General features: G+C 59.9%; 21 protein-coding genes. 8 read left to right on the forward strand and 13 right to left on the reverse strand.

Annotated features, from left to right (window positions below):
* Nucleotides 1–44: 44 nt before the first annotated feature.
* From CER19_RS12680 to CER19_RS12690, 3 genes are all read right to left on the reverse strand, one after another.
* Nucleotides 45–731 (reverse strand): GntR family transcriptional regulator, encoded by a 687-nt coding sequence (locus CER19_RS12680; protein WP_116666670.1) that lies wholly within the window; start codon nucleotides 729–731, stop codon nucleotides 45–47.
* Between the two features lie 16 nt (nucleotides 732–747).
* Nucleotides 748–1449 (reverse strand): FadR/GntR family transcriptional regulator, encoded by a 702-nt coding sequence (locus CER19_RS12685; protein WP_005787865.1) that lies wholly within the window; start codon nucleotides 1447–1449, stop codon nucleotides 748–750.
* A 158-nt stretch (nucleotides 1450–1607) separates the two neighbouring features.
* Entirely contained in the window at nucleotides 1608–2933 is a 1326-nt protein-coding gene (locus tag CER19_RS12690; RefSeq protein ID WP_178088108.1) for a C4-dicarboxylate transporter DctA, read from the reverse strand.
* A gap of 215 nt (nucleotides 2934–3148) precedes the next feature.
* On the opposite strand from CER19_RS12690, the gene CER19_RS12695 reads away from it, so the two are divergent.
* Entirely contained in the window at nucleotides 3149–3778 is a 630-nt protein-coding gene (locus CER19_RS12695) for a DNA-3-methyladenine glycosylase I (RefSeq protein WP_116666672.1), read from the forward strand.
* Between the two features lie 126 nt (nucleotides 3779–3904).
* Here CER19_RS12695 and CER19_RS12700 read toward each other — a convergent pair whose 3' ends face one another.
* From CER19_RS12700 to CER19_RS12720, 5 genes are all read right to left on the reverse strand, one after another.
* A complete protein-coding gene (locus CER19_RS12700; RefSeq protein ID WP_116666673.1) occupies nucleotides 3905–4306 on the reverse strand; it encodes a cupin domain-containing protein in 402 nt (133 codons plus the stop codon).
* 84 nt (nucleotides 4307–4390) lie between these two features.
* Entirely contained in the window at nucleotides 4391–5824 is a 1434-nt protein-coding gene (locus tag CER19_RS12705) for a PLP-dependent aminotransferase family protein (RefSeq protein WP_116666674.1), read from the reverse strand.
* A gap of 70 nt (nucleotides 5825–5894) precedes the next feature.
* Entirely contained in the window at nucleotides 5895–6662 is a 768-nt protein-coding gene (locus CER19_RS12710; protein ID WP_014718324.1) for an SDR family oxidoreductase, read from the reverse strand.
* Nucleotides 6663–6683: 21 nt separating this feature from the next.
* A complete protein-coding gene (locus tag CER19_RS12715) occupies nucleotides 6684–7751 on the reverse strand; it encodes a phosphotransferase family protein (protein ID WP_116666675.1) in 1068 nt (355 codons plus the stop codon).
* A gap of 129 nt (nucleotides 7752–7880) precedes the next feature.
* Nucleotides 7881–8834 (reverse strand): 2-hydroxyacid dehydrogenase, encoded by a 954-nt coding sequence (locus CER19_RS12720; RefSeq protein WP_116666676.1) that lies wholly within the window; start codon nucleotides 8832–8834, stop codon nucleotides 7881–7883.
* 268 nt (nucleotides 8835–9102) lie between these two features.
* Here CER19_RS12720 and CER19_RS12725 point away from each other — a divergent pair, with 268 nt between their 5' ends.
* On the forward strand, nucleotides 9103–9351 hold the full coding sequence (locus CER19_RS12725; protein WP_052439800.1) for a hypothetical protein: 249 nt from the start codon (nucleotides 9103–9105) through the stop codon (nucleotides 9349–9351).
* Complete coding sequence (locus CER19_RS12730) at nucleotides 9348–9680, forward strand: hypothetical protein (RefSeq protein ID WP_116666677.1); 333 nt, start codon at nucleotides 9348–9350, stop codon at nucleotides 9678–9680. The genes CER19_RS12725 and CER19_RS12730 overlap by 4 nt, the downstream gene beginning before the upstream one ends.
* Before the next feature lie 12 nt (nucleotides 9681–9692).
* Here CER19_RS12730 and CER19_RS12735 read toward each other — a convergent pair whose 3' ends face one another.
* Nucleotides 9693–10106 (reverse strand): hypothetical protein, encoded by a 414-nt coding sequence (locus tag CER19_RS12735; RefSeq protein WP_116666678.1) that lies wholly within the window; start codon nucleotides 10104–10106, stop codon nucleotides 9693–9695.
* Nucleotides 10107–10195: 89 nt separating this feature from the next.
* Nucleotides 10196–10699 carry a DUF4822 domain-containing protein gene (locus tag CER19_RS12740; RefSeq protein ID WP_116666679.1) on the reverse strand — a complete coding sequence of 168 codons (504 nt, stop codon included), beginning with the start codon at nucleotides 10697–10699 and terminating at the stop codon, nucleotides 10196–10198.
* A gap of 418 nt (nucleotides 10700–11117) precedes the next feature.
* On the opposite strand from CER19_RS12740, the gene CER19_RS12745 reads away from it, so the two are divergent.
* Nucleotides 11118–12395 carry a serine/threonine transporter gene (locus tag CER19_RS12745; RefSeq protein ID WP_056784632.1) on the forward strand — a complete coding sequence of 426 codons (1278 nt, stop codon included), beginning with the start codon at nucleotides 11118–11120 and terminating at the stop codon, nucleotides 12393–12395.
* 218 nt (nucleotides 12396–12613) lie between these two features.
* Here the strand turns inward: CER19_RS12745 and acnB are convergent, their stop codons facing one another.
* Nucleotides 12614–15223 (reverse strand): bifunctional aconitate hydratase 2/2-methylisocitrate dehydratase, encoded by a 2610-nt coding sequence (acnB, locus tag CER19_RS12750; protein WP_003190828.1) that lies wholly within the window; start codon nucleotides 15221–15223, stop codon nucleotides 12614–12616.
* A 395-nt stretch (nucleotides 15224–15618) separates the two neighbouring features.
* On the opposite strand from acnB, the gene CER19_RS12755 reads away from it, so the two are divergent.
* On the forward strand, nucleotides 15619–16086 hold the full coding sequence (locus CER19_RS12755) for a DUF1289 domain-containing protein (RefSeq protein ID WP_003190830.1): 468 nt from the start codon (nucleotides 15619–15621) through the stop codon (nucleotides 16084–16086).
* 131 nt (nucleotides 16087–16217) lie between these two features.
* On the opposite strand, the gene CER19_RS12760 is transcribed toward CER19_RS12755, so the two are convergent.
* The gene (locus CER19_RS12760; protein WP_034126007.1) at nucleotides 16218–17081 is read right to left on the reverse strand and encodes a universal stress protein; all 864 of its coding nucleotides are present in this window, start codon (nucleotides 17079–17081) and stop codon (nucleotides 16218–16220) included.
* Between the two features lie 149 nt (nucleotides 17082–17230).
* Between CER19_RS12760 and CER19_RS12765 the strand changes: the two genes are divergently transcribed.
* Nucleotides 17231–17833 (forward strand): tRNA-(ms[2]io[6]A)-hydroxylase, encoded by a 603-nt coding sequence (locus CER19_RS12765; protein ID WP_032892116.1) that lies wholly within the window; start codon nucleotides 17231–17233, stop codon nucleotides 17831–17833.
* Here CER19_RS12765 and CER19_RS12770 read toward each other — a convergent pair.
* Nucleotides 17789–18988, reverse strand: coding sequence for an MFS transporter (locus CER19_RS12770; protein ID WP_116666680.1), 1200 nt, complete (start codon nucleotides 18986–18988; stop codon nucleotides 17789–17791). The genes CER19_RS12765 and CER19_RS12770 overlap by 45 nt on opposite strands.
* 157 nt (nucleotides 18989–19145) lie before the next feature.
* On the opposite strand from CER19_RS12770, the gene CER19_RS12775 reads away from it, so the two are divergent.
* Nucleotides 19146–19853 (forward strand): response regulator, encoded by a 708-nt coding sequence (locus CER19_RS12775; protein ID WP_014718339.1) that lies wholly within the window; start codon nucleotides 19146–19148, stop codon nucleotides 19851–19853.
* Nucleotides 19854–21131: an ATP-binding protein gene (locus CER19_RS12780; RefSeq protein ID WP_116666681.1), complete on the forward strand. Its 1278-nt coding sequence runs from the start codon at nucleotides 19854–19856 to the stop codon at nucleotides 21129–21131.
* Nucleotides 21132–21252: the final 121 nt, after the last annotated feature.

Consider the following 21252-nt stretch of genomic DNA (forward strand, 5'->3'; position numbering starts at 1 on the left):
TAAGGCAAGCCAGCTCCCACAGGTTGATCTTCATTCACTGGGGATCAGTGGTGTTTAAGTAGCTGGGTTTCCAGGTGATCCAGGTGCTGGGTCATCAGGGCGACAGCCGTGTGGGCGTCGCGCTGTTCCACGGCATCCACAATCGCCACATGCTCCTGCCACGCACAAAACGTGCAGGCCTTCGTTTCATATTGCGCAATGATCAACGACGTCAACGGCACCAGGCTGTTGAGAAACTGTGCCAACGGCGCATTGCCTGCCATGTGCGCCAGTTGCAGATGAAACTCTCCCGAAAACCGGATCGCCGGCCCCCGCTGGTCACGCTCAATGGCGTCGCGCTCCTGTGCAATCAGCTCGCGCAGTTGGCGGATCTGCATCGCTGTGGCCTGGGCGCAGGCCAGTTGCACCACGGTAATTTCGGTGAGGCGCCGTGCTTCCAGAATCTGCCGTGTGTGCTGGGCATCCGGCGCGGCGACCTGGGCGCGCTGGTTGGGGCGCAGGATGACCACTTGCTGATGGGACAGCTTGGCGAGCACCCGGCGAATCACGCTGCGGCTCACGCCAAAGAGTTCGCCCAGGCCTTCTTCGGTGAAGCGGCTGGCGGGCGCAATGCGTTGCTCAAGGATGGCGTCGAACAAGCGTGGGTAGATGTCGTCCACCGAGGGCTTTTTTTCGGGCATCCAGCGTAGTGAGGTGAGGGTGGAATCGCGTTGCAGGGCGTGAGCGTTCATGGCCGGTCTCCGAAAATCAACTGCCCAGATGGTCGTCCGGGATATTCAAGCGAATGCCCATGCGCAGGCCTTCCTGAAGGATGTGCCGACGCATTTCGGCACTGGCCAGGGCGCTGTTCTTGTTGCGGATGGCGCGTACCACGGCTTCGTTCTCTTGCAAGCGTTCGGCCAAGTGTTCAGGGGAGTTGCGCAATACCTGGGCGCTTTGTTTGAGCGCGGTGCTGGTTTGCTGCACCACGTTCTGGAAGATCGGGTTGGAGGTCAGGGCGAACAGTTCTTCATGGAAGTCGATATAGGCGTTCATGCCGGCTTCGGCATCGCCGGCATCGAGGGCCTCGCGCATGTCCATCAGGGTCAGGCGCAGTTGGCCGATTTCCTTGCTGCTGATGGACTGGGCTACCAGGCCGACGATGAAAGGTTCGAGGGTGTAGCGCAGTTGCAGGATGTCCTCGAGGCTGGCATCGGCCACGGCGTCGTTCGATTGCGGCTCGCTGACGCTGGTTTCCAGCACGACCACGCCTTTGCCGGGCATGGAGCGCACCAGGCCAAGGGTTTCCAGCACGATCACCGCTTCACGCAGGCTCGGTCGGCTGATGCCCAGCTGTTCGGCCAGTTCGCGTTGACCGGGCAGCATTTCACCGCGGCGCCACTGGCCTCGCGCCAAGGCGGCGCGCAGTTTTTCTACCACTGAATTGACGACGGTTGAGGTGCTGATCACGTCGAAGGCTCCTTGATGTTGCTCATACAGTATTCAGTCTGGCGAAGGTCCAATGTGGGAGCTGGCTTGCCTGCGATGACTGAGTGTCAGGCACTACATTTGACGCTGACCCCCCGCTATCGCAGGCAAGCCAGCTCCCACATTGGATGGGTGTTGTTCTAGAACTCCTGATGCGCCGGCAGCACCGGCTTCTTGGCCTGGAAGGCATAACCTTGCTGGCCGTCGAGCACCTTGTTGGCGCGCTGGATATCAATGTCTTTTTCCCAACGTGCAATCGCCACGGTGGCCACGCAGTTGCCGATCAGGTTGGTCAGCGCACGGCCGATGCCCATGAACCAGTCCACCGCCAGCACCAACACCAGGCCGACCACCGGAATTGCCGGGATCGCCGTGAGCGTTGCCGCCAGAATCACCAATGCCGAGCCTGGAATGCCGTGGGCGCCCTTGGAGGTGATCAACGATACCAGGAGGATGGTCAACAAGTCGGTCATCGACAGCGGTGTGCCGGTAGCGTTGGCGATAAACACGATGGCCAGGGTCAGGTAGATCGAAAAACCGTCGAGGTTGAACGAATAGCCGGTGGGAATCACCAGGCCCACGGTGGAGCTGCCGATGCCCAGGTGTTCCAGTTTGCGCATGATCTGTGGCAACACCGCATCGGACGAAGCGGTGCCCATCACGATCAGCAGTTCTTCGCGCAGGTACTTGAGCAACGGCAACATGCGCAGGCCCGACAGGCGCATCACCAGCCCGAGGATCACCGCCACGAAGGCAAAACAGGTCAGGTAGAAAAGCCCCACCAGGCTGCCCAGGTGTTGCAGTGAATCGAGGCCATAGGTGCTGGTGGTGAACGCGATGGCACCGAATACGCCAATCGGCGCCAGGCGCACGATCATGCCCATGATGCGGAAGATCACATGGCTCAATTCGTTGATCAGCCGCGAAATGCCACTGGCCGCTTCGCCCACCAGGTTCAGCGCGCTGCCGAACAGTACCGAAAACAACAGCACTTGCAGCACGTTATTGTCGGCAAAGGCGCCGACTACCGAGTTGGGGATCAGCTCCATCAGGAACTGACTGGTGCCGCGGATGTGCTGCCCCTTGTCGGCCAGCTCATTCAAGCCAGCGGAAGAGAGTTGCTCCAGGTGAATATTGGCGCCGCTGCCAATACCGGTGCTGAAGGCCATGATCAGGCCGAGCACCAGGGCGACGGTGGTCAGCATCTCAAAGTAGATCACCGACTTGAGGCCGATGCGTCCGACCTTCTTCAAGTCGCCCGCGCCGGAAATACCGCTGACCACCACGCAGAACACGATCAGGCCGATCAGCATTTTGATCAGCTTGATGAAGCCGTCACCCAAGGGTTTGAGTTGCGAGGAGAATTCGGGAAGGGCCAAGCCGCAGGCGATGCCGAGTATCAGGCCAATCACGACTTGCAGAAAAATCGAACGCGAGCACCATCTGAGCATGGGAGGGATCTCTATTCGGTGCCCTGGTGGTTCCAGGGCTTAATTGTTGTGGTCTTACCGGTAAGTCCAGTGCGGGGCCAGTCTACGCTCGGGTTTTTTCAAATCACAAGTAAATATTTGGCGGTTGGCAGGTCCCGGTCTGACCAGTTGGTCGGTAAGTGCGGTGCTTGAGCGGTTGACGGGGATTAATTTTTTTTGCGTATCATCGCCTTCGGCATACGAGGTGATGGATGGACCAATCAGGGCTGACAACCGACGAAGCAGGGCGCATGCATTGCGCCTGGCGCTACGCAGCGCCTGCTTACCTGCATTACCACGACCACGAGTGGGGTGTGCCGGTAGCGGATGACATCGCGCTGTACGAGAAGATCTGCCTGGAGGGATTTCAGGCGGGGATGGCGTGGATCACCATCCTGCGCAAACGCGAAAACTTTCGGCAGGCGTTCGAGGGTTTCGATTTTCGCCGGGTGGCGCAGTACGGCGAGGCGGACATCGAGCGGTTGATGAGCGACCCGGGCATCGTGCGTAATCGGGCGAAGATCGTCTCGGCCATCAACAACGCACGCCGGGCTTGTGAACTGGTGGAGGAGACCGGCTCGCTGGCGCGCTGGCTGTGGGCGTTCGAACCCGGCGCGCAAGAGCGGCCGGCAGTGGTGGACATGGCTTACTGGACAGCCAATCCGACCTCAGCGGCTTCGGTGCGCTTGTCCAAAGCCTTGAAGAAACGCGGCTGGACCTTTGTCGGCCCGACCACGATGTATGCGTTGATGCAGGCGCTGGGGATGGTCAATGATCATCTGGAGGGTTGCGAGTGCCGGCTGCGCATTGAACGCCAGCGCGACCTATTCAAACGTCCCTGACCCGACACGGTTAACACTGTGGGAGCTGGCTTGCCTGCGATAGCGGTGGGCCAGTAACAGATGAGCTGGCTGGTCCACCGCTATCGCAGGGAAGCCAGCTCCCACAGGGATTTATGGTGTGGCGGGTTACTGTGCAAGCGGGGTGAGTACCTCAGCCTCGTCATCCAGCACCATCACCACCAGCAGTTTGGCCGGTTGGGTCTGGCTGGCATTGCTTGACTCAAAATGCCGCGAGCCGGCCGGTTCGTAGAACGATTGACCGGCTTTGTAGGTGATCGCCTTTTCATCATTGACCCGCGAGGTGATCTGGCCTTCGAGCACATAAGCCACGGCGGTGCCGGTGTGGCTGTGGGGCACGGTGGCCTGGCCGGGGGCGTAGTCGACGGTGAGCATGAGGGGTTTCTTGCCCGGCACGTTGGTCAAGGCGTGCTCTTGCAGCACCTTGAGCGTTTCCTTGTTGTAGACCGGGTCGTGGGCAAATGCACTGACGCAGGCGAGCATCAGTGTGGCAGCGAGTAAGCGTTTCATGATGAGGGTTCCATCGGGTGAAAGACCGCTTCACCCTACGCCGCCGGGGGCTTGCTACCAATGACCAATGCGCCGGAAAACCGCCTAGCCAATCTGCAGGAGAATATCCCGTACCTTGTCCAGCGCCGGGTCGATATCCAGAGTCTCGATGGCGCCGAACCCCAGAATCAGTCCCGAGCGCACCGGCCGGTCGTGAAAAAACACGTCCAAGGGATATAGACCCACCTCGACCTGGCGCGCCCGTTCCATCAGCAATGGGATATTCACCGGCACCTTGCACAGGGCCGCCAGGTGAAAGCCCGCCACCGTCGGTACTGCCTCGAACCACGGCGACAGATCGCCCGCCAGACGCTGCAGGATGCGTTCGCGACGCCCCGCGTAGACGCCGTGACAGCGGCGAATATGCTTGAGCAGGTAGCCTTCGCTGATGAACTTGGCCAGTGCCCACTGCGGCAAGGTAGCGCTGTGCTGGTCGGTCAATTGCTTGGCCTTGAGCACCGCACCATAAATGGCCGGCGGCAGCACCGCATAGCCCAGGCGTAACGCCGGCGACAGGGTTTTGGAAAAGGTGCCGACGTAGGTGACCACGCCTCGGGTATCCATGCTTTGCAGGGAGTCGGTGGGGCGGCCCTCGTAGCGGAATTCGCTGTCGTAATCGTCTTCGATGATGATCGCGCCGAGCGCAATGGCGCGGTCCAGCAGGGCCTCGCGCCGCGCCTGGCTCATGGGCATGCCGAGGGGGAATTGGTGGGACGGCGTCACATAGATCAGGCGGGTGCCATCCGGGATCTGGTCGACCTGCAGGCCCTGTTCGTCGACGGCAACACTGGCGACGCGGGCGCCCATCGCGACGAACAATTGGCGTGCGGGGCTGTAGCCGGGGTCTTCCATCGCGACCAGGCTGCCGGGCTCAAGCACCACGCGGGCAAGCAAGTCCAGCGCCTGCTGTGCCCCGTTGGTGACCACGATATCGCGGGCCCCGCATTTGACCCCACGGGAAAACGCGATATGCCCGGCGATGGCTTCGCGCAGGGCGGGCACGCCTTCTGGCTGGCTGTAAAAACCACTGTTCTGGGCGATGCGACGCAACGCATCCTGGGTGCAACGCCGCCATTCATCCTGGGGGAATTGGTGGCGTGTGGTTGCGCCGCCGATAAATTCGTAGCGCAGGATCTCCTCGCGGGCGGGGTGGCCCATGGGTGAGGGCAGTGCCGCCCATTTACCCAGGTTGGCGGCACACGCCAGGTCGGTGGCGGTTTGCACGCGGTCGGGCTGTGGCGCCCACGCATTGACGAAGGTGCCGCGGCCGATCTTGCCAACCAGCAGGCCCTCATAGGTCAAGGTGGCGTAGGTGTCCGACACCGTCTTGCGCGAGATGCCCAGTTGCTCGGCAAGCAGTCGGCTGGGGGGCAGTTGCGCGCCTGCCGACAGCCGCCCGGTGGCGATGGCTTCGCGCAGTTGCTGATAAAGCTGGGCAGCCAGGTCCTTGCGGCCGGTGATGACGAGGTGCAGTTCCATGTTTCATCCTGGGACAGATCGATCTGCGACAAGGTTACGCGCAAATCGATCTGAAAAAACCCAGGCGGGATCAGGACAAGAAGCCGCCGTCCACATTCAGCGAAACCCCGGTGGTATAGCTCGATGCATCGCTGGCCAGGTACAGCACCGCGCCGGCCATTTCGCTCGGGTCGGCCACGCGCTTGAGCGGGATCTGGGCCAGGGCCATTTTCAGGATCGAGTCATTCTTGACCAGCGCCGAGGCGAACTTGGTATCGGTCAGACCCGGCAACAGGGCGTTGCAACGGATGCCGAACGCCGCGCACTCCTTGGCGAACACCTTGGTCATGTTGATCACGGCGGCCTTGGTCACCGAGTAGATGCCCTGGAACACGCCCGGCGAGATGCCGTTGATCGAGGCCACGTTAATGATGCTGCCGCCGCCGTTCTCGCGCATCAGCTTGCCGGCTTCCACCGACATGAAGAAGTAACCACGGATATTTACGTCAACGGTCTTCTGGAACGCGCCGAGGTCGGTGTCCAGTACGTTGCAGAACTGCGGGTTGGTAGCGGCGTTGTTGACCAGGATATCCAGGCGGCCGAACTGTTCACGAATGCCGGCGAACACCTGGGTGATCTGCTCCATTTCACCAATATGGCAGGCAATGGCCGTGGCTTTGCCGCCCTCGGCGATGATCGCATCGGCCACGTGCTGGCAGCCCTCCAGCTTGCGGCTGGAGACAATCACATGGGCGCCTTGCTGGGCCAGCAACTTGGCGATGGCTTCACCGATGCCACGGCTGGCGCCGGAAACGAAAGCAATCTTGCCGTCGAGGTCGAACAGGTTGGTCTTGGACATGAGGGTTCCTTGTGGTTGCACTCAGAGCGCTGATTTGCCGATGACATTCAGGCTCATCTGCTCCAGCAGTTTGTTCATGTGGATGAACTGCGCGAAGCGTTTGTCCTGGGTCTGGCCATGGAAGAAGCGGTAGTAGATCTGCTGCACTATCCCGGCCAGGCGAAACAGGCCGTAGGTGTAATAGAAATCGAAATTGTCGATCTGGATGCCGGAGCGCTCGGCGTAGTAGTCGACAAACTGGCGGCGGGTGAGCATGCCGGGGGCATTGCTCGGCTGGCGGCGCATCAGTTGCACCGGCGCCGGGTCCGCGGCCTCGATCCAGTAGGCGAGGGTGTTGCCCAGGTCCATCAGCGGGTCGCCCAGGGTGGTCAGCTCCCAGTCCAGCACACCGATGATCTGCATCGGGTTGTGCGGGTCGAGGATCACGTTGTCAAAGCGGTAGTCGTTGTGCACGATGCTGGAGGTGGGGTGATCGGCTGGCATTTTGTCGTTGAGCCAGGCGCGTACCGCCTCCCACTTTGGCGCATCGGGCGTCAGGGCTTTTTCATAGCGCTCGCCCCAGCCGCGAATCTGCCGCGCCACGTAGCCTTCGGGCTTGCCCAGGTCGGCCAGTCCGCAGGCGTGGTAGTCGACCTGGTGCAGTTCGACGAACTTGTCGATAAAGCTCTTGCACAAGGCTTCGGTGCGGGTGGCGTCCAGGCCCAGTTCAGCCGGCAGGTCGGAACGCAGGATGATGCCGTTGACGCGCTCCATCACATAGAACTCGGCGCCGATCACCGATTCATCGGTGCAGTGCACATAAGCCTTGGGGCAGTACGGAAAGCCATCTTTGAGCTGGTTGAGAATGCGGTATTCGCGGCCCATGTCGTGGGCAGACTTGGCCTTGTGGCCAAACGGCGGGCGACGCAGCACAAATTCCTGGCCGGGGGATTCCAGCAGGTAGGTCAGGTTTGACGCACCGCCAGGAAATTGGCTGATGGTGGGCGTGCCATCCAAGCCCGGGATATGGGCCTTGAGGTAGGGATCAATCAGGCTGGCATCAAGTTCTTCGCCTGGGCGAATCTGGGTCGATTGGTCGTTCAGCGCCATGCTTATCCCTTCTGCTTATTCTAAAGGCCTTGGACTATTTCCTAATCTAATGCGCATAGCCGCCCAGCGACAAGGTCGGGGCGGTTTAATAGGTTAGCGTGTTGAAGGGTGATCAGCGTGCCTGATTGGTCATTTTGCGGGCGCTGGCAAGGCCACCGGTGTAAGCACGGGGCGGCCGGCAAAGTATTCCACCAGGTTATCAGCGACGCGCTGCACCATATCATGGGCCGCTTCCGGGGACAGACCGGCCACGTGGGACGTCAGCACGGTATTGCTCAGGCGCTTGAGGGCATCGGGCACTGCAGGCTCATCGTCAAACACGTCCAGCGCGGCACCGCCGATGCGGCGCTGTTCCAACGCGGCGATCAGGTCGGCGGTCACCACCACGCTGCCGCGGCCGATGTTGACCAGAAAGCCGTGCGGCCCCAGGGCGTCCAAGGCGTGGCGGTCGATCAGGTGACGGGTGCTGGCACCGCCGGGCGTGGCCAGCACCAGAAAATCCGAGGTACGCGCCAGCTCAACAGCCGTCGCACAGTAGGTGTAATCCACGTCATCGCGGGGTTGGCGGTTGTGATAACTCACCTCCATGCCGAACCCCAGGGCGGCGCGCCGAGCAATCTCCATACCCACCGCGCCCAGCCCGACAATCCCCAGGTGTTTACCGCTCAGGGAAGGGCGCATCACTTTCGGCCATTCGCCGCGCCGCACTGCCGCATCTGTCTGCGGAATGCCACGCACCAGCGCCAGCAACAGTGCCATGGCGTGATCGGCCACCGAAGGGGCGTTCACGCCGGCGCCGTTGGTGACCACAATCCCACGGTTGCTCGCCGCCTGCAGGTCTACATGCTCGTAGCCGGCGCCGATCACGCAGATGATCTCCAGCAAGGGCAGCGCGGCGATTTCCTCGGCGTAAAGCCCCAATGGGCCACGGGTCAGCACGGCCTGGATCTGCCCACCATGGGTCTTGATCGCCTGGGCACGTTCAGCGGGCGTCGGCGCCAGGATCACATGGAAGTCGCTGCTTTCGATGATTTGCAGGTATTCGTTGATGGTTTCAACCAGGACCAGAACAGTGGTGGGCATCGCAAGGCTCTTCCTGAAGGGTTTGAGAGCATGAGTATGCGGGATTTGTAAGACAGAGCGTTTTATTGGGGTGGAAAAATTTCTTCGCTCGTAAGGCCAGTCTGATTTTACAGGCCGTCCATCCGCGCCCGTTTTTTTGCGCAAGACTTCAATGACTTTCCCGCCAGCAGAGACGACATGGATGCCTGTTCCTGCCACACCCCAAGAGATCGAATGGAGACCGTATGGTTACAAACACTGCCCCTCAGCCCAGATTCCCTGGAGAACAGTGATCGCCAGTACGCTGATTGGCCCCGCCAAGTACAGGCCAGGTATCGCTATTGAAAAGCTTGAAAGGGAGGCTTATAAAAACGGAACACCCACTACCAATGGAAAACCTTGGAAAGTGATGGAGTTCTCCCATTGCATTGGGGCCAGCCATGGCAAACTCAGCCGCTGGGTGCGGATAGAGCTCAGCGCTGGTGCTATTCATGGTCACCCGATTTCTGAACAGGAATTCAGGAGGTTAACAAATTGATCTCGCTTAACTTTACCGGTGGCACAGTCACCCATGACGATCTGTCGCAACTGCAGGATATTGCAGTGGCCAAGCAGGTCGATCTGTTAAAGGAAGATATGCTCCAGGTGGAGTTCGCTGGGGGATTATTACTGGATGTGGGTTGGTACCCAGAATTTGATGCGGCGGGTGGTTTTCGGATAAACGTCATCAAGAACTATGACTGGGACCTCCCACTTATGGCGCTGACGGCCCACGAGACCTCTGAATTGTTAGAAAAACTGGCTATTGCGCAGAACGCCATACAAGGCGAGCTGCGCAATCCAAACCTGGGCACCTCGGCCACTTAGCGAGTGCGCCAGCTACTGGGCAGTCCCCGGTTGCCGTGCCTGGGCCCGCTCTCTTTGTGCAATCGGCATGAAATCGTAGGTCGGGAAGAATTCTGTCTTGTAGACACCCCACGCTGTGTTCTCAATAGCCAGGTTGACTTGAGCCAGGCGAGACGCCGGTAAACGCAGCACGATGACTTGCCCGATGCCCATGGTGATATTCCAGCTGACGACTTCGACACCCTCCGGCGGGAAGACCTTGTGAAACTCCTGCTTGGTCAGTTGGGCTTTTAATTCGCCCAGCGGGCGTGATTGATCGTGTTTAAGAAACACGGTCAACATGACGGTGTTATCGGGCGTGGCGGCGATGCTTTTGGTGGGCAGTGTCGTGTTGGCCTGTACCGTGGCTGCGCTGGGCAACAGTACGGCTACCAGCAGTGCAGGCATGAATAGAGATCTGAATGAAGTGTATGGATTCATCACAAGTGCCTCGTTTGTTATTGATTTTTATGGCTGGATATAAATAGGGTGTTTAACTAGTTTGACATCTGAGTCTTTATTGGTCCCGTGTAAGGCGCATGTACCACATAGATTCTAACGGGAGGGTTGGTCGCTACCATGTCGCGAGGGACTTCACGAGAATAGGTGAATTCGGTGTTGTCCAATTTTTCCAGCCTTCTGACGATAGTGCGATGCGGGCCAAGGTCTGGCACTAGGATGTGGGTCTGTTTGTCGCCAGTGACCATGAAATACCCGCCCCCGCCATCAGAGTGTTTCGAACGCCCTGTATCGGTGTAGAAGAATTCGTAACGATTGCGTTGCGGGTCCCACATCGATATACCCACCACGCCGGGGTACTTGGCCTTGACGTCGTTTTCTGGCTCGCCCTCTATATACACCTTGGTGGTCAGCCATTGAGGCGACGAGGCCAGGGCGCGTATATCCGCCTCGGGCTGGGTTGATTTTGCGTAACTGAATGAGGGGGCGGCTAATAATCCCGTTATAAACAGGCCGGTAAGTACACCAGTGAGTCGTCGCATCTCAAACTCCTTGAAAGTTGATTACATGCTGTTCGTTTCGCCTTCTTGGTCAGTGCGCGAGGATAGTAGTTTGGGAACTTGTGGGGGCTCAATAGCTATGTATGGTTCTGTAATATATGAGGTGCTGTATGGGTGAGAATGTGATTTTTGAATCGGATAAGTTCTGAACTTGTTGTCAGACACCTCTCGTATATTTAGCGTATTGAAAGAAAAGGAGCTTGTTCGTAAGACGCCTCAGTCATCCAAATCCCACCCCGTCATGGCGGCCTCTGAACGGCTGCACCGCCTAACCATTCCTCAGCTAAGTCTTTGCTTCTCCACGAGAATCCCGGACAATCCGGCCCTTGTTATGGCCAGGGCGCTGCCTGTCAGGTTTTTCTGACTCGTCCTGGCCGTGTGAATGCGGAGATCCGACCGGATGAATGATCAGGCCAATAGCGTCGACGAACGCTATGCAACGACACCTGCAACGCTCACAAGCTGGAGCCGCCAGGACACCACCTGGATGCTTGGGCTGTTCGGTACCGCCATTGGCGCCGGTACTTTGTTCTTGCCGATCAACGCGGGCCTGGGGGGCTTCTGGCCGCTAGTGATCCTGGCATTGCTGGCCTTCCCGATGACGTTCTTTGCCCACCGCGGGCTGACCCGTTTCGTGCTGTCCGGCCGCGAAGGTTCCGACATCACCGACGTGGTTGAAGAGCATTTCGGTATCAAGGCCGGTGCACTGATCACCTTGCTGTACTTCTTTGCGATCTTCCCGATCCTGCTGATCTACAGCGTGGCGCTGACCAATACCGTCAGCAGCTTCATGGAGCACCAACTGCACATCCTGCCGCCGCCTCGGGCGATCCTGGCGTTTGTATTGATTCTCGGCCTGCTTGCCGTGGTGCGCTGCGGTGAACAGGTGATCGTCAAGGCCATGAGCCTGATGGTGTATCCGTTTATCGTGGCCTTGCTGTTCCTCGCCGTGTACCTGGTACCGCACTGGAATGGCGGCATTCTCAGCACCGCCAGTGAAGTGCCGGCACCGTCGGCGTTGCTCAACACGCTGTGGCTGGCGATTCCGGTGATGGTGTTCTCGTTCAACCACTCGCCGATCATCTCGGCCTTTGCGGTGGACCAGAAGCGCCAATACGGCGCCCACGCCGAGGAGCGCAGTTCGCAGATCCTGTCCCGTGCGCACCTGCTGATGGTGGCGATGGTACTGTTCTTCGTGTTCAGTTGCGTGCTGACCCTGTCGCCCGCGCAGTTGGCGGAAGCGAAAGCGCAAAACCTGTCGATCCTGTCGTACCTGGCCAACCACTTCGATAACCCGACGATTGCCTTTGCCGCGCCGTTGATTGCGTTCGTGGCGATTGCCAAGTCGTTCCTGGGCCACTACATCGGCGCCAGCGAGGGCCTCAAGGGCCTGGTGGTCAAGACGGGCCGCCGTCCGGCGCCCAAGACCCTGGACCGCATGACCGCAGCCTTCATGTTGGTGGTGTGCTGGATCGTCGCCACGCTCAACCCGAGCATCCTCGGCATGATCGAGACCCTGGGCGGGCCGGTGATTGCGTCGATCCTGTTCCTGATGCCGATGTACGCGATCCGCAAGGTGCCGGCCATGGCCAAGTACCGTGGTCAGGCGTCGAATGTGTTTGTGACTGCAGTTGGCTTGGTTGCCATTACGGCATTGGTGTATTCGCTGCTTGCTTGAGCCCTGATGCGGTCTATCTGACTGTCCAGATATAAATAGGTGGGAGCTGGCTTGCCTGCGATAGCGGTGTATCAGTCACTAGAGAGTTGATTGATACACCGCTATCGCAGGCAAGCCAGCTCCCACATTTGTTTTGTGTTGGCAGTAAAGGTTAATTCCAGGCGTAAAAAAACGCCGCGTACCTTGCGATACGCGGCGTTCTTCACATCAACACACCGTTAAGCTTGAATCACCGGGATGTTGGCGCTTGCTGCGATCTTGCGGAACTCAGCGATCTGGTCGAAGTTCAGGTAGCGGTAGACGTCACTGGCCATGGTGTCCAGTTTCGCCGCGTAGCCCATGTACTCTTCGACGGTCGGCAGGCGACCCAGGGTCGAGGCCACGGCCGCCAGCTCAGCCGACGCCAGGTAGACGTTGGCACCATCACCCAGGCGGTTCGGGAAGTTACGGGTCGAGGTCGACACCACGGTGGAGTTCGGCTCAACGCGTGCCTGGTTACCCATGCACAGCGAGCAGCCTGGCATTTCCATACGTGCGCCAGCCTTGCCGTAGATGCCGTAGTAGCCTTCTTCGGTCAGCTGGTGAGCGTCCATCTTGGTCGGCGGCGACAGCCACAGACGAGTCGGCAACTGGCCCTTGACCTGCTCCAGCAGCTTACCGGCAGCGCGGAAGTGACCGATGTTGGTCATGCACGAACCGATGAACACTTCGTCGATCTTCTCGCCAGCGACACTGGACAGCAGACGGGCGTCGTCCGGGTCGTTTGGCGCGCAGAGGATCGGCTCGTTGATTTCCGACAGATCGATTTCGATGATTTCGGCGTATTCGGCGTCGGCATCGGCTTCCATCAGCTCCGGGTTGGCAACCCAGGCTTCCATCGCTTGGGCGCGACGTTCCAGGGTGCGTGCATCGCCGTAGCCTTCGCCGATCATCCAGCGCAGCAGGGTGATGTTGGAGTTCAGGTACTCGGTAACGGACTCTTTGGACAGCTTGATGGTGCAACCGGCAGCCGAACGTTCAGCGGAGGCGTCGGACAGCTCGAAAGCCTGTTCCAGCGTCAGGTCGTTCAGGCCTTCGATTTCCAGGATGCGGCCAGAGAAGGCGTTCTTCTTGCCTTTCTTCTCTACGGTCAGCAGGCCAGCCTGGATCGCGTAGTAAGGAATGGCATGAACCAGGTCACGCAGGGTGATGCCAGGTTTCATCTTGCCTTTGAAGCGCACCAGGATCGATTCCGGCATGTCCAGCGGCATGACGCCGGTGGCGGCAGCAAACGCGACCAGGCCAGAACCGGCCGGGAACGAGATGCCCATCGGGAAACGGGTGTGGGAGTCACCACCGGTACCGACGGTGTCCGGCAGCAGCATGCGGTTCAGCCAGCTGTGGATGATGCCGTCGCCTGGACGCAGCGACACACCGCCACGGGTCATGATGAAGTCAGGCAGGGTGTGGTGGGTGGTCACGTCGATCGGCTTTGGGTAAGCCGCGGTGTGGCAGAAGGACTGCATCACCAGATCGGTCGAGAAGCCCAGGCACGCCAGGTCTTTGAGTTCGTCACGGGTCATTGGGCCGGTGGTGTCCTGTGACCCCACGGTGGTCATCTTCGGCTCGCAGTAAGTGCCAGGACGAACGCCTTTGCCTTCTGGCAGGCCGCAAGCCTTGCCGACCATTTTCTGTGCCAGGGTGAAGCCTTTGCCAGTGTCGACAGGCGCTTCAGGCAGCTTGAACAGGTCGGTCGGGCCCAGGCCCAGCTCAGCGCGTGCCTTGTCGGTCAGGCCACGGCCGATGATCAGCGGGATACGGCCGCCAGCACGGACTTCGTCCAACAGCACCGGGGTCTTCATTTCGAAGGTGGTCAGGACTTCGTCGGTGCCGTGCTTGCAGACTTTGCCAGCATGCGGGTACAGGTCGATCACGTCGCCCATGTTCATGTTGGTGACGTCGAATTCGATTGGCAGTGCGCCAGCATCTTCCATGGTGTTGTAGAAGATCGGAGCGATCTTGCTGCCGAAGCAGAAACCGCCGGCACGCTTGTTCGGCACGTAAGGCACGTCGTCACCGAAGAACCACAGTACCGAGTTGGTGGCCGACTTACGCGACGAACCGGTACCGACCACGTCACCGACGTAGGCGATCGGGAAGCCTTGGCCGCGCATCTCTTCGATCTGCTTCATCGGGCCGGTCTTGCCTTGCTCGTCCGGCACGATGCCTTCACGCGCCATTTTCAGCATGGCCAGGGCGTGCAGCGGGATGTCAGGGCGGGACCAGGCGTCAGGCGCAGGCGACAGGTCGTCGGTGTTGGTTTCGCCGGTAACCTTGAACACGCGCAGGCTGATCTTGTCGGCCAGGGTAGGGCGGTTACGGAACCACTCGCCGTCAGCCCAGGACTGGATCACGCCTTTGGCGTGCTCGTTGCCGTTGCGGGCTTTTTCGGCGACGTCGTGGAACGCATCGAACATCAGCAGGGTGTGCTTGAGTTGGGCGGCCGCGACGGGCGCCAGTTCGGCGTCGTCCAGCAGCTCGACCAACGTCACGATGTTGTAGCCGCCCTGCATGGTGCCGAGCAGTTCAACAGCGCGTTTCTTGTCGATCAGGGGGGAAGTGGCTTCGCCCTTGGCCAGGGCAGACAGGAAACCGGCCTTGACGTAAGCGGCTTCGTCAACGCCTGGTGGAATGCGGTTGGTGATCAGGTCAACGAGGAATTCTTCTTCGCCAGCCGGAGGATTTTTCAGCAGCTCGACCAGGCCTGCGGTTTGTTCGGCGTTAAGCGGCTGGGGAACGATACCCAGTGCTGCACGCTCTTCGATATGTTTGCGGTAGGCTTCAAGCACAGTTATTACCCTCATCAGTGGTCCCACGGGACGCTCATCCAGAAATGAACGGCACGCATGCGCTCGGGGGCTTTTTGGGCCGCAAAGCCAGCGCTGCCGGCATTCCTTACAGAAGCTGCTTTCAAAGTTTTACGCCTGCAGAACGGAGCTGATGAGGGTTGGCGCGGGCTCTGACCTACCGGGTCGAACCTGCGCCAACACCGTTCTGAAGGAACGACTGTGCTCGTGACGCTTTGAAAACAGCTTCCAGCGGATTATTGGCGCCTTACAAGGCCGGGTGATTCTACGGCAAAAAAAAACTAAAGGTAAGTTGCCTGCTCAAGTTTGCTGGGTGATCAACCTTAGACAAAGGGCTAACATGGCGCACTGTTTCGCTGATTTGCGTGTTGCTGCCCATGCCCAACCAAACCATCAAGACCCCCTGCGTCGGCCTGTGTTCCACGGTCTACGGCGATCTCGTGTGCCGTGGATGCAAGCGCTTCCACCATGAAGTGATCCAGTGGAATGGCTATAACGAAGAAGAAAAACGCGCGGTCTGGCTCAGGCTTGAGCAGCTGTTGGTGCAGGTCATGGCCGGCAAAGTGGAGGTTTTCGACCCCAAGACCCTGCGCGGGCAGTTGGAGCAACGCAAGATTCGCTTTGTGCCACACCAGTCCGAGTATTGCTGGGCCTACCAGTTGATCGCCCGTGGGGCCCGGGTGATCAATAACCTGGAGGCCTATGGCATGGTGCTGTTGCCGGAGTTTCGCGACTGGGCGCTGCCTGAACTGCGCGATGCCATTGATCGCGAGTTCTTTATCTTGTCCGAGGCGCATTACCAGCGCTATATCGCGCCGGGGTTCTTGAAAGATGCGCTGGGTTAACTGACTGGCGAGGTCAATGTAGGAGCGAGCTTGCTCGCGAAAAACTTGAAGGCGCCGGGTTTATTCAGGAAGCGCGCGTTATCGTTGACGTTTTTCGCGAGCAAGCTCGCTCCTACATTTGATCTTCAGTGTCAGGGCTTGGTCGCCAGCTCTTCCAGATGGTCCATGAGCGTCTGCGGCTTGAGCACCAGTACATCGCTTTGCACCGCATCCAGCACCACTTCTGCGGTATTGCCGATCAACGCCCCGGAAATCCCCGTGCGCGCCACCGTGCCGATAATGGTCACCGCCGCCTGCAACCGATGGGCAATATGTGGGATCAGCACATCGGCCGGGCCTTCCTCGATATGCAGGTGCCTGTCGTCCACGTCGAACTCGGCCTGGAAGGCCTTGCATTGCTCGCGGTAGCGCGCCTCGATGGTTTCCTTGAGCTGAAAGGTCGGGTCTGCCGCCGACAGCATGGGCGAGGGGTGAGCGCTGATCACATGCAGCTGCGCCTTGGCGAGGCTGGCGATATCAAAGCCATGGTCGATGATCGAATTGTGCAGCGAGCGGTGTTCGCCGTCGGCGTTGCCCACGTCGATGGCCGCCAGGATCACGCCGCCTGCCCAGGGGGTGGCAGTCTTGACCAGCAACACCGGTGTTGGGCAATAGCGCAGCAACTTCCAGTCCGCCGGGGTCAGCAGGGCTTTTTTCAGGGGGTTGTCGGGGAAGTGCTGTTTGATCACCAGGCCACAGCCTTCGGCTTGCTGCACATCGATGATGGTTTCATGCAGGCTGTCGTTCCAGGCCTGCTCGGTGGTGACGCTGTAGCCGTCTTCTTTCAAGCCTTCCTTGAGCAGGCTCAGCAGCGCCGAATGCTCGTGCTTCTTGTCACAGACCAGCAAGTGCAGGTGCGCGTCGGTCACTTTGGCAATCAGCTTGGCACGTTTGAGGGCCAGGCTTTCCGAATGCTCGGGCTCGATGACCACCAGGATGCTGCGGATGGCTTGCATGGTCGGGATCTCCAAAAGGGCGGGCGTTGGATAACTATAGTTGCTGCTACGCAGGCGTCATGTTGATACACATCAAGGCCGGTGGGTGGTGGTCTGCGGCGGGGTCGGTATAATCGGCGCCCTTTTGTGATCCTTTGCCCGTGAGCCCGATGAACCTGCCCGAAATCCATGAATTCCTCGGCTGCCGCACCCCCGATGCCTGGGTCCAGGCCGCGTTGGCCGATCAGGAAACCCTGCTGATCGACCACAAGAACTGCGAATTCAAAGCCGCCAGCACCGCCTTGAGCCTGATGGCCAAGTACTACGGCCACGTTGACCTGATCAACATGATGTCGCGCCTGGCCCGCGAAGAGCTGGTGCACCACGAGCAGGTCATGCGCCTGATGAAAAAGCGCAAGGTCGAGCTGCGTCAACTGCACGCCGGGCGTTATGCCTCGGGTTTACGCAAGGTGGTGCGCAGCCATGAGCCGGTCAAGCTGGTAGATACACTGGTGGTGGGCGCCTTTATCGAAGCGCGCAGTTGCGAGCGTTTCGAAGCGCTGGTGCCGCATTTGGACGAAGAACTCGGCAAGTTCTACTTCGGCTTGCTCAAAAGCGAGGCGCGGCACTTCCAGGGTTACTTGAAGCTGGCTTACCAGTACGGCGACGCCAAGGACATCGCCCAGGTGATCGAGCGGGTGCGGGCCACCGAGCAGGACCTGATCGAATCACCCGACGTCGAGTTCCGCTTTCACAGTGGCGTGCCAGCCTGAGGCCACGGCCACACCGATCAGGGCGGTGATCCCCGCCAGCAGCAGGATCACCGTTGGCGTGCCCAAAGGCGCTGCCAGCACGGCAATCATCAAGCCCGCCAAGGGCTGGGCGAGGTTGTTGAGCAAGGTCATCACGCCAACTGTCTTGCCGAAGTCCTGCACCGGGATTACCCGTTGGCGGGTGCTGCGCAGGTACACGTTGAACATCTTGTCGAAGCCGGTCAGCAGCAGGAACCCCACCGCGTAGGCCCACACGCCGGGGCTGAGCGCTGTGATCAGCGCGCCGACGGTGATCATCGAATACGACAGCCCGCCCAGTACCTTCAGCTTCAGTGATGAATGCGCCAGGTAGAACAGAATCGCGATTGTCACTAGCGCCCCGGCGGCTTGCAGCAGGGCATAGGCGTCTTTGCCCGCTGCATAGTGGCCGGTGACCATGGCGGCCGAGGTGGCCAGCGTCACGCCGACCATCAGGTTCACACCGACCGCCAGGACGATGATGCGCTTCAACTCTACCCGGCTGAGGATGTGGGCGAAGGCAGTGCGCAGGGGTTGCAGCCAGATACCCGGCTGTTGTTCATGGATGTGCAGGTCCACCGTGGTGTTGCGCTGCCAGGTCAGCATCGCCAGGTCTGCCAGCACAAACAGCGCTGCGACGCCTAGTACCACCCATGGCCACGCCCAGACTTCCAGCACCAGCGCCGCCACCAACGGCCCGAGCACCAGCCCGCTCTGGTCGGCGATCTGCGAATAGGACAAGGTCTTGGCGTAGGTGTACTGCCCGAAGATATGCGGCATCACCACTTCCCGCGCCATGATGCCCTGGGTGGTCAACACGCCGCACAACGCGGACAGCATCACCAGCCAATGGATGCCGTCGAACAGCCCATACAACGCCATCGCCACCACGCAGGCCACGGCCCGATACACCTGGCTGATATGCAGGATACGCACCGGGGAAAACCTGTCGCACAGCGCGCCGCACACCGGAAACGCCAGGTAGCGCGGCAGTGACTCGACAAAAAACGCCAACCCCGCCCACGACACGCTTTGAGTGGTCTGGAACACGATCAGTGGCACGATAAACAGCAAAACCTGGTCGGCCAGCCGTGAAAGGAACAGCGAAATGAAGAACGCCAGGTAATCCTTGCGCATAGAACTCCCTGTCAATGGCGTTAAAAAGTGCAGGCTATTTGTTAAAAACTCTTAAAAGCATGAAGCTTCTTCGCTGGGTACTGGCCAGCTGCTTCTGTCGGCCAGCTTGCCACCTATAATGGCCCTATTTCAATCCGCGCATCCACACTGAGAACTTATGGAAAACCTGGGTCTGGGCAAGGTCCTGCTCGTTGAGGACGATGAAAAGCTGGCAGGGCTGGTCTCGCATTTTCTGTCGCAGCATGGTTTCGAGGTACGGGTGGTGTACCGGGGTGATGAAGCCCTGGCGGCGTTCCTGGATTTCAAGCCGAAGATCGTCGTGCTCGATCTGATGCTGCCGGGTCAGAGCGGGCTGCATGTCTGCCGCGAGATTCGCAACGTGTCGGACACGCCCATCGTGATCCTCACCGCCAAGGAAGATGACCTGGACCATATCCTTGGCCTAGAGTCCGGTGCTGACGATTATGTGATCAAGCCGATCAAACCGCCGGTGTTGCTGGCGCGCCTGCGTGCGCTGCAGCGCCGCCAGGTGCCCGAGCCCACCGTGCGCGGCGCCCTGGAATTTGGCCGCTTGTCGATTGATCGCAGTTGCCGGGTGGTCCGCCTGGGCGGCGAGACCATTGACCTCACCACGATGGAATTCGAGTTGCTGTGGTTGCTGGCCAGCAGCGCGGGCAAGATTCTCTCTCGCGACGACATCCTCAACCGCATGCGCGGCATTGCTTTTGATGGGCTGAACCGCAGCGTAGACGTGTACATCAGCAAACTGCGCGGCAAGCTCAATGACAACCCCCGCGAGCCGGTGTGCATCAAGACCATCTGGGGCAAGGGCTACCTGTTCAATCCGTTCGCGTGGGAGGTGTAGATGCTGCGCTTGTATCTGCGCCTCTATTTGATTCTCGCGCTCGGCCTGGCCGGGTCGATCTGGCTGGTCAACTTCGGCCTGGACGCTTACATGCCCGAGTCCAACGAGACCTATAACCGTGAAGCCCTGCGTGGCCCGGCGTGGGCCCTGGTGGAACAGCTGCGCCCCGTGCAGGCAGAGGCGCGCCAGGCACGCCTGGACGAACTGCAACCGCATTACGGCTTGCGGCTCAAACTGGTGCAACGCGACAACCAGCAGTTGAGCGAGCGCGAGCAGAAACTCCTGGCGGCTGGCCAGGTGGTGGTGCGCGAAGACTTCATGAAGTTTCTCGCGCCTATCGACGACGGCCCCCAATTACTCGAAATCAAATTGCCGGAAGAACCCAAGTGGTTATACCTGTGGGCCTACGGCTTTCTGGGCGTGAGCCTGGCCATCGTCCTGTATTTCTGGGTGCGTCCACACTGGCGCGACCTGGAGCACATCCGCCTGGCGGCGCAACGTTTCGGTGACAACGACCTGGGCTCGCGCATCTTGCTGCCGAGCCGCTCCACCGTGCGTTCACTGGCCGGGCACTTCAACCAGATGGCCGAGCGCATCGAAGGTTTGATCGCCAACCAGCGCGAACTCACCAACGCGGTCTCCCACGAATTGCGCACGCCGATTGCGCGGCTGTCATTCGAGCTGGACCAGCTCAGGCAGCAAAGCGACCCACGGCAAAGCCGAGCGTTGATCAACGACATGTACGCCGACCTTGGTGAACTGGAAGAAATGGTCTCCGAACTGTTGACCTATGCCAGTCTTGAACCGGGCGCTACCCAGGTCACCCGCGAGCGTATCGAGGCCCACAGTTGGCTCGACAGCGTGATCGGCAGTGTGGCCCTGGAGGCCGAGGCGGAAGGGGTGCAGTTGTCGTTGCGTACCTGTGACGTCGACGTTATCCAGATCGAGCCCCGCTTTATGGCGCGTGCCGTGATCAACCTGCTGCGCAACGCGATTCGTTATGCCGACCGCCGTGTGGAAGTGTCGCTGGTCAAGTTTGGCAGCGGTTACGAAGTGCGGGTCAACGACGATGGGCCGGGGGTGCCGCTGGAGGGCCGTACCAAGATATTCGAACCCTTCCTGCGCCTTGACGCCAGCCGCGACCGCCGCACAGGCGGATTTGGCCTGGGCCTGGCGCTGGTCAAGCGTGTCAGCCAGTGGCATGGCGGGCAGGTAGAAGTGCAGGATTCGGAGTGGGGCGGGGCGTCGTTTCGAATGACGTGGGCATACGCCGAGTAAGGGGGCTTGCCCCAATGCCATCCTGTAGGAGCGAGCTTGCTCGCGAAAAACTCGCAGGCGCCGCGTTTATCCAGAAAACACGCGTTATCGTTGAGGTTTTTCGCGAGCAAGCTCGCTCCTA

Origin of the sequence: Pseudomonas sp. GL93, from assembly GCF_003408955.1 — a bacterium.
GTDB lineage: Bacteria > Pseudomonadota > Gammaproteobacteria > Pseudomonadales > Pseudomonadaceae > Aquipseudomonas > Aquipseudomonas paracarnis.